Here is an 8,134-nt window from a genome sequence, read left to right on the forward strand (position 1 = left end):
GCGGACCCGGTACGGGAGCGGTTCACCTCGTCGTCGTGAGGCCGGCGAGACCGGCCGGCCGTCCCGTGCCCACCGGGTGCCACAGCGGTGCCGTGGCGACCCGGGCGTCCGGGGTGCGGGCCGCCAGCTCGACCGCGCGCAGATAGTGGCCGGCCAGCCGCTCGACCGTCGCCCGCTCGTACAGCCGGGTGTCGTAGCGGAAATCGACCGCGAACGCGTCGCCGCTCTGCAGCACGTCGACCGCCAGGTCGACCTGCCCCTCCTGCTGGGGCAGGTGCCAGGGGCTCAGCAGCAGCCCGGAGCACCGGGTGACCCGGTCCTCGTCGGTGGTGTCCAGCACCGGGCGCAGCCCGACCGCCGCATGGGCGGTGGACAGCATGTTGAAGGTGATCTGGAACAGCGCCGACCGCCCGGGGGCCCGCCGGCTGCGCGACTCGCGGGCGACCAGCGGGAAGGGGTAGCGCCCCGCGTCCATGCCGCCGCGGATCTGCGCGTTGGCGGCGACGGCGGTGTCCCGGAAGGTCGCCCCGTCGGCGAACGTCGCCCGCAGCACGATGGTGTTCATGAAGTTGCCGACCACCTCGCGCATCCGGCTGCTCAGCCGGGTGGTGACCGGGGCACCGATCAGGAACTCGCGCTGCCTGGTGGAGCGGTGCAGCACCACCTGGAAGGCGGCCAGCAGGAAGGCGTACGGCGTGACCCCCCACTCGGCGGCCGCCGACAGCGCCGGCCCCGCCAGCTCGGGCAGCACGGTCACCCGCAGGGTGTCACCGGCGAAGGACTGGCCCGCCGGCCGCCGGTGGTCGGCGGGCAGCTCGGCCGCCGGAACCTCGGCGCAGACCTCGCGCCAGTGGCCGCCCATCGCCGTGCCGCGGGCCGAGGCGAGCAGCCGGCGCTCCTTGTCGACGTGGTCGTGGTAGCGGCCCGCCGGCGGCGGTCCGGCCGGGGCGGGCCGCTCGTACCTCTTGAGCAGATCGCCCAACAGCAGAGCGTTCGACGCCGCGTCGGTGGCGATGTGGTGCCCCGCGACCAGCAGCACCGCGTCGGCGGGCCCCCGGGTCAGCAGGACGAACCGGAACGGCGCGCCCGACTCCGGCACGAACGGCCGGACGAGCTCCTCACGGACCGCCGCCCGCAGGGCCGGGTCGTCCGCGCCGGGCAGCTCGCGCACCGTCAGCACCGGCTCGCCCAGCGGTTCCTCGATCCGCACCGGCCGGCCGCCGACCACGTCGAAGCGCGAGCGCAGCATCGTGTGCCGCTCGCCCAGCGCCGCGACGGCGTACCGCAGCCGCGCGAGGTCGACGGCCGAGCGGATCCGCACCGCGAGCCCGGTGTTGTACGCCCCGCTGTGCGGCGCCAGCCGGTACAGGAACCACTGCGCTTCCTGGGTGTGCGAGAGCGGGAGGACCTGCGGCGCCATCACGCGCCCCCCGCCCGCACCGGCGACCCGGCGGCCCGGACCGCCCGGGCCAGCCGCAGGTCGTCCCTGAGGTGGCCCACCAGGTGCCGCAGCAGCGCGGCGGTGTGCGCCTCCAGGTAGAAGTGGCCGCCGGGGAAGGCCCGGTACTCGAACCGGCCGGTGGTCAGCTCCGACCAGGCGCGGACCGTCTCGGGCGGGCAGTCCCGGTCCTGGTCGCCGTTGTAGGCCACCACCGGGCAGCGGACCTTGGCCGGCTCCGGCGCATAGGTCTCCACCGCCCGGAAGTCCGCCCGCAGTGCCGGCAGCGTCAGGGTCAGCAGCTCCGGATCGGCCATCGCGTCGGCCGAGGACAGCCCGAGCCGGCGCACCGCCGCGACCAGCGTCGTGTCGTCCTCCAGGTGCAGCCGGCTCGGCTCCCTGCGGTGCGGCGCCGGCTGGCCCGACAGGAACAGCCGCACCGGCTGGACCCGGTGGCGTTCGTCCAGCCGGCGGGCGACCTCGTAGGCCAGCGCCGCGCCCATGCTGTGCCCGAAGAAGGCCATCGGGGTGTCCAGCAGCGGGGCCAGCGCCTGCGCGGCCTCGTCGGCGAGCGCCGTCATGGACTCCACCGGCCGCTCGTGGATGCGGCTCTGGCGCCCCGGGTAGCAGGCCGCCCGCAGCTCGATGTCCTCCGGCAGGTGCGCCGCCCAGCCGTGGAAGAACGTCGGTACGCCGCCCGCGTGCGGAAAGCACACCAACCGCAGAGCGGGACGGGCCGCGGCGCCGTACCCCTGAAACCACTTGCCGCCCGTTTGCGTCATGGGGATCCCTCCGGGACAACCGGTCGAAGGACGAGATGAATGCACTGAACGATGATGCGAAGAATGCCTATACATCAGCTATATGAGTCATATGCGGATCAATCCACATCCTTCTCGGTGCGCGCGGTGCGGCTGAAGGCGACCACGGCGGCGAGGGCCGCGACCGCCGCCCACAGCAGCATCGAGGTCCTGGTCGTCCCGATCGCGTCGAGCAGGTAGCCGCAGCCCAGCGCACCGAGGGAGTTGAAGCCCGCGCCCAGGAACCGCGCGGTGCCGTTCACCCGGCCCTGCATCTCGTCCGGCGTGTTCTGCACCTGGAACACCCAGGCGGCCACGTTCAGGATCCCGGAGGCGAAGCTCAGACCGCCCAGCACCAGCGCCAGCGCCACCGGCCGGTGGAGCAGCGCCACGAACGGCATCAGGACCACCCACAGCGTCGTCACGATCACCAGCACGGTGTGCAGCCGGTAGCGCCGCGACAGGTGCGGCTCGACGAGCGAGCCGGCGATCCCGCCGATCCCGCGGGCGGCCGCCACGATCCCGAAGTCGGCCGGCGAACCGCCGTTGCGCTGGATGATCACCATCACGGTCAGCGAGAGCACGGTGAAGATCAGATTGCTGCCCGCGAAGAACCCGACCAGGAACCGGGCGAACCTCCGCCGCCACAGCCAGCTGACCCCGTCCCTGATGTCCGTGTACAGCCGGCGGCCGGACCGCTCGCCCACCACCGCCCGCAGATCCCGCCTCAGCCGCACCAGCATGCCCAGCGCCAGCAGGTTCGCCGCCGCCATGAAGCCGAACGGCAGCCAGTGGGCGGCCGACAGCAGCAGACCGCTGGCCGGCTGGCCGAGCAGACCGATGGCCGAACCGCGCGCCTCGTTGCGCGACATCGCGGTCGGCAACTGCTCGGCCGAGACGACGCTGCGCACCGCGGCGCGCTCCGCGAGGTCGTAGAAGGTGGCCAGGCTCATCTCCACGAACGCGGCCAGCATCAGATGCGGCAGCCACACCTCGTCCCGGGCGACGGCGACCGCGACACTGGCCACCGTCAGGAGCCCGATGACGTCACACCAGAGCATCACCGGCCGGCGGTCCCAGCGGTCCACGAAGGCGCCGGCCGGCAGCTGGACGACCAGGTTCGGCAGCGCCGCCGCGAAGCCCACCAGTCCGGCGTGGGCCGCCGATCCGGTGTGGTAGAGCGCCAGCAGCGGGAAGGCCACCATGGCGATGCAGGAGCCGAACCGGGAGATGCCGGCGCTCAGCCACAGCCGGGTGAAGTCCCGGTTGCGGTGCAGCGGCGGATGGCCGGACGGCGGGGCCTGCCGGGCCTCCGCGGTGCCGGGGGTGCCGGGGGTGCCGGGAGCGTCGGGAGCGTCGGGAGTGCCGGGAGCGTCGGGGGTGTCCTGGGCGTCGGGGTTCCCGGCGGTGCCGGCGGTGCCGGCGGTGCCCGCGGTTCCCGCGGCAGGGCTCATCGCCCGGGTCCCGCGGGCCGGCGGGACGCCCGGGCCGGCGCCGGGAGCGCCTGGAGGTCGACCTTCCCGCTGATGCTGAGCGGAATCCGGGCGATCGCCATGAAGGTGCTCGGGATCATGTAGTCCGGCAGGCTCGCGGCGAGGTGCGCCCGCAGCGCGGCCACCTCCGGCGCCCGGTCCACGGGCACCAGGTAGGCGATCAGGCGAAGGTCTCCCTCACCCGCCTCCCGCACCGTGACGACGGCGTCACGCACCCCGGGGTGCTCGATCAACCTGGCCTGGATCTCGCCCAGTTCGATCCGGTACCCGCTGATCTTGACCTGGGTGTCGATCCGCCCGAGGAAGACCAGCGCGCCCCCGGGCCCGCGCCGCACCAGGTCGCCCGTGCGGTACATCCGGGCCCCCGGCTCCCCCCAGGGATCGGGGACGAAGCGCTCCGCGGTGAGATCCGGCCGGTTGGCGTAGCCGCGGGCCAACCCGTCGCCGGCGATACAGAGTTCGCCGGTCCCGCCGTCGCCCGCCGGGCGGCCCGCACCGTCCAGCACGTGCAGCCGGGTGTTGGCCAGCGGGCCGCCGAGGAGCACCTCCGACGGCCGCTGCGGAACCTCCCAGAACGAGGACCAGACGGTCGTCTCCGTCGGACCGTACACATTGGTCAACCGGCTTACCCTGCGCCGCAGTTCACCGGCCAGCGCGACCGGCAGGGCCTCCCCGCCGACCAGCGCGTGGACATCCGGCCGGTCGAAGCCGGCGGCCAGCAGCAGCCGCCAGCCCGAGGGCGTCGCCTGCACGTGGCTGACACCCCGCTCGGCGACCAGCCGCAGCAGCGCCGCGGGATTGCGCGCGTCCGCGTCCGGGGCCAGGACCACCCGGCCGCCGTCGAGCAGCGCCGAGTAGAGCTCCAACGCCGAGATGTCGAAGGAGACCGAGGTGGCCGCGAGCCAGGTGCCCGCCGGGCCGGCCCCCACGTCCTCGGTCACGGAGCGCACCACGTTCAGCAGCGAACGGTGGGTGACCATCACGCCCTTGGGGGTGCCGGTCGAACCCGAGGTGTAGATCACGTACGCCAACTGCTCGGGGTCCGAGGCCCGTTCCGGGCGCGAGCTGTCGTCCGACTCCACGGCCGGACCGTCCTCCCCGAGTTCGAGCACCGCCCCGGTGAAGCCCGCCGGCACCCGCCCGGCGGCGCCGGCCCGGCAGATCAGCACCGCCGCGCCGCTGTCCGCCAGCATGAACTCCAGCCGCCCCGCGGGCAGCCCCAGGTCGAGCGGGAGGTACGCCGCGCCCGCCTTCCACACCCCGAGCAGCGCCGGCAGCAACTCCGGGCCGCGCGGCAGCATCACCCCGACCGGCCGGTCCGGCCGCACGCCCAGGGCGATCAGCCGCCGGGCGATCCGGTTCGCCTGCCGGTCCAGCTCGCCGTAGCTCAGCCGGGCCCCCTCGGCGACGACCGCGACCGCCTCCGGCGCGGCATCGACCTGCGCCTCGATCAACTCGACCACACGACCGACGGCTATCGCCGTGTTCATAGTCTTCCCTTCCACTCGTCGGCTCTGATCGGTACGGGCCGGGTGCGGCCGGGCCGGGAGGGGCCCGGCCGCACCCGGAGGGTCAGGACTCGGCCCGGCGGGCCGCGGCGTCGTCCAGGCCGCGCTGCCACAGGCCGGTCAGCCGCTGCTGGCTCGGCCACACCTCGGCGATGACCCGCTTCACCAGCTCCCGGCCGGCCGTCGCGTTGGTCAGCAGCACCCCGCCGAGGCCCGAGTGGACCCGCAGGCCGGACATCGCCTGGTATCCGATCGCCTGTCCGCCGTGGCCGAACTCCAGGTCGGCCCCGCTGTCGTCGACGATCGTGCTCCAGCCGTACGGCCGGCCCGAACGAGGCGTCAGCATCTCCCGGACCAGCGGCCGCGGCAGCAGCGCGCCGGGCAGCCCCAGGTAGCCGCGCCGGACCTCCACGGCCAGCCGGGCCAGGTCGGTCGCCGTCGTCCACAGACCGGCCGCCGCCGACTCCGCGTAGACCTGGTAGCCGCCGGGCAGCGGCCGGCCGGGCTCGTCGTGGCCCAGGGCCACCGGGCGCCCGCCCGTCCTCGGGAACGCCGGATCGAAGCTGCTCCCCGCCATCCCCAGCGGACCGAACACCAGGGTCCGGACCACCTCGTCGAAGGGCGCCCCGGTGAGGTCGCTCATCGTCTGCTGGAGGATCGAGATGTGGAGCGTGTTCATCAGGAACGCGCTGCCCGGGGCCGAGGCGAAGCGGGGCGGCGGCGTCACGGCCGGCGGCCGCCCGTGCAGGACGTCCAGGACCGTCGGGACCGGCTCGTCCGGGGCGAACCGGTTGAGCCGCGGGTGCTGGGCGAAGCCGGCCAGATGGCCGAGCAGCTGACGGAACGTCACCTTCGGCGCCGGGTCGCCGGGGATCCGCCACGAGGTGAGGTGCGCGTTGACGTCCTCGTCGAGGTCCAGGCCCCGCTCGGCCAGCAGCCGGAGCAGCGCGAAGGTGGTGACGTGCTTGCTGAGCGAACCGGCCGCGAACACCGTGTCGGTGGTGACCGGATCGCTGCCGCCGGCGGCCAGGGTGCCGAACGCCTCGGCCGAGGCGATCTCGCCGTCCTGGATCAGCACCAGGCTGACGCCCGGCACCTCGTGGCGGGCCAGCAGCTCCGGCATGGCGAGCCCGATGGCCGAAGCGGCCCCGCGGCTGCGGTCGCGCTGCGCCTGCTCGTTGTCCGGCTGCTGGTTGTCCGCCTGGGCGCCGTTCGCCCGGGCGCTGTTCGCCCGGGGTGCGGTGAGCAGGGTGCCCAGCTCGGCGACCAGGCTCTCGGCCAGCTTCCGCACCGTGTCCTCGGTGTGCAGATCGGCACTGTACGTCCAGCCGAGGTACAGCCGGCCGTCCTGGACCTCGGCGCGCACCGACAGCTGGTGCCCGCGGCCCGCCGAGCCCTCGCGGACCTCGTCCTCCCGGCGCGGTGCCAGGAAGAGCCCCGGCAGGGCCGGGCCACGGCCCACGGAGTCCTCCGGGCGGGCGAACGAGAAGCGGACCCGGGGCGCCGGCTGCGCGGCCAGCTCCTCGGCGACCACGGCGTCCGGCGCGAGGCGGCGCAGCAGCCCGTAGCCGTACCAGGGCTCCGGCACACCGCGCAGCTGCTCGCAGACCGACCGCACGGCGGCCGCCGTGTCCCGGCGCTTCGGAAGCCACAGCGAGACCGGGAAGCCGTCGGCGAACGCACCGACCGCACCACGGAGTTCGGGAACCTCGCGGCGGAGGTCGCGGCCGACCTCGATGTCGATCCGGTCGTTGCCGGTCCAGCGGGTGAGCACCCGCCCCAGCACCCCGAGCAGGGTCTGCTCGGCCTCGGCACCGCCGAGCAGCACGGCGGTCGGCTCCGGCGCCAGCACCGTGGTGAGCGTCCGCCGGTCCGCCCAGGTGTTCACGGCCTCCGGGTGGTCGACCGGCAGCTCGACCTGCGGCTGCCGGTTGAGCCAGAAGTCCGCCTGGTCGACGATCTCCGCGTCACCCGCCCGCTTGGCCACCCGGCCGGCCCACTGCCGCCAGGTCATCGCCGGCCGGGCCCACTCGGCCGGCCGGCCCTCGGAGAGGCGACGGTACGCCGCGTCGAGGTCGAGGAGCAGGGTGTCCCAGGAGTCGGCGTCGACCGCCAGGTCGTGGGCGGTGAGCCAGAGTTCGGGGAGCTGCTCGCTGCCGAGCACCCGGTCCCCGCCGAACCGGCAGAGACTGGCCCTGAGCACCGGACCGGCCTGCGGATCCAGGCCGGCACGGTCGGCCGCGGTGGCCAGCGCGATCTCCTCGGCCCGGCGCTCGGCCGGCACCGATTCCAGGTCGACCGTCCGCACCAGCTGCGCGGACTCGTGCGGCGCCGTCCAGCCGCGCGGCGCGGTGCCGCTGGAGTCCAGCCGGAAGCGCAGCGCCTCGTGCTGGGCGACCACGGCCGCCAGCGCCTGCTCCAGGAGCTCGGGGTCGAGCGGCTCGGTCACCGGCACCCGGACCGAACGGGCCAGCGGCCCGCCCTCCTCCAGCAACCGGAGCTGGCCCGGCAGGAGCGGCGTCCGGTCGGCGTCGTCGGACTGCTCGCTGCCGACCAGGCCGGCGAGCTCCGCGAGGCTGCGGGCCTCGTAGATCATCCACAGCGACAGGTCCAGACCGGCCTGACGTGCGGAGTTGAGCATCCGCACGGCGCGGATGGAGTCGCCGCCGAGGTCGAAGAAGTTGTCCTCGACGCCGACCCGCGTGACGTCCAGGCCCTCGCGCCACAGTGCGGCGAGCTTCTCCTCGACCGGCGTGCGGGGCGGCGTGTGACGCCGGTTGGCGTCGGCCGTCTCCCGGTTGGGCGCGGGCAGGGCTCGGTGGTCGAGCTTGCCGTTGGGGGTGAGGGGGATGTCGTCGATGGTGACGAAGGCGGCGGGGACCATGTAGCGGGGGA

Annotated in this window: 5 protein-coding genes; all 5 read right to left on the reverse strand. The window is 74.6% G+C overall.

The features are described 5' to 3' along the window. Positions 1-22: 22 nt before the first annotated feature. Positions 23-1,420, reverse strand: coding sequence for a condensation domain-containing protein (locus ACF1AK_RS28845; RefSeq protein ID WP_391501754.1), 1,398 nt, complete (start codon positions 1,418-1,420; stop codon positions 23-25). Further along, a complete protein-coding gene (locus ACF1AK_RS28850) occupies positions 1,420-2,220 on the reverse strand; it encodes a thioesterase II family protein (RefSeq protein WP_391501755.1) in 801 nt (266 codons plus the stop codon). Before ACF1AK_RS28850 ends, ACF1AK_RS28845 begins: the two co-directional genes overlap by 1 nt. A 98-nt stretch (positions 2,221-2,318) precedes the next feature. Further along, positions 2,319-3,692: an MFS transporter gene (locus tag ACF1AK_RS28855; protein ID WP_391501756.1), complete on the reverse strand. Its 1,374-nt coding sequence runs from the start codon at positions 3,690-3,692 to the stop codon at positions 2,319-2,321. Beyond that, positions 3,689-5,221: an amino acid adenylation domain-containing protein gene (locus ACF1AK_RS28860; RefSeq protein WP_391501757.1), complete on the reverse strand. Its 1,533-nt coding sequence runs from the start codon at positions 5,219-5,221 to the stop codon at positions 3,689-3,691. The genes ACF1AK_RS28855 and ACF1AK_RS28860 overlap by 4 nt, the downstream gene beginning before the upstream one ends. Positions 5,222-5,303: 82 nt before the next feature. Next, positions 5,304-8,134: serine hydrolase (locus tag ACF1AK_RS28865; protein ID WP_391501758.1), on the reverse strand; the 2,831-nt coding region annotated here is incomplete at its 5' end.

This window comes from Kitasatospora sp. NPDC015120 (assembly GCF_043080305.1).
GTDB lineage: Bacteria > Actinomycetota > Actinomycetes > Streptomycetales > Streptomycetaceae > Kitasatospora.